The organism is Helicobacter pylori (genome assembly GCF_001998165.1).
Classification (GTDB): Bacteria; Campylobacterota; Campylobacteria; order Campylobacterales; family Helicobacteraceae; genus Helicobacter; species Helicobacter pylori_DL.
Genome location: NZ_MTWR01000174.1, coordinates 1 through 470, shown reverse-complemented (window position 1 = coordinate 470; position 470 = coordinate 1). Strand labels below are relative to the sequence as shown.

The window sequence follows — 470 nt, the reverse complement described above, 5'->3', positions numbered from 1 at the left end:
TCACTGCAAAAAATTTGGATATAGGGTTTAGGCGCGTGTATTCGTGGTATGTGAATTACGTGTTCACTTTCTAGGGGCGCGTCCCTAGAGCGTTAGAACGCTCTCAATTTTTTGGATCAACTCTTCTTTTCTTTTTTCTAAACTTATGGGCGTCCATTCTGTGTAGCGGCACACATCGTTTTTAGTCATATCATAGCAAGTCATCACCCTAAAAGTTTTCTTATTGTCTAGCGCGATAGTTTTCCCCATGTAGATTTCTTTTTTCTCTCTAGCGCCTTTGGAGTTTTTAAAGATTGGTTTCACCTTTTTTCTTGCGTGGAGTTTGTCCCGCACCTTTGTGGCAAAAGAAAAGGCTAATGTTAAAGAAGAACTGATCACTTTTGTGCCTTATTCGGTGGTGTTTGTAGCCTTAGCGATTGGGGTAGGGGTTTTGCAAAACGATTTGGGGCAGATCGTTCTTTTGGGGGTGG

1 protein-coding gene and 2 pseudogenes are annotated in these 470 nt (G+C 41.9%); 2 read left to right on the top strand and 1 reads right to left on the bottom strand.

All coding sequences use genetic code 11. The features are described 5' to 3' along the window. Positions 1-74: outer membrane beta-barrel protein (locus BZK24_RS09270; protein WP_143424412.1), on the top strand; the 74-nt coding region annotated here is incomplete at its 5' end. A 10-nt stretch (positions 75-84) separates the two neighbouring features. Here BZK24_RS09270 and BZK24_RS09265 read toward each other — a convergent pair. Next, positions 85-270, bottom strand: a pseudogene (locus BZK24_RS09265) (hypothetical protein); the annotation flags it as partial. Here BZK24_RS09265 and BZK24_RS08745 point away from each other — a divergent pair. Next, a pseudogene (locus BZK24_RS08745) lies at positions 254-470 on the top strand (FtsW/RodA/SpoVE family cell cycle protein); the annotation flags it as partial. The pseudogenes BZK24_RS09265 and BZK24_RS08745 sit on opposite strands and share 17 nt — an antisense overlap.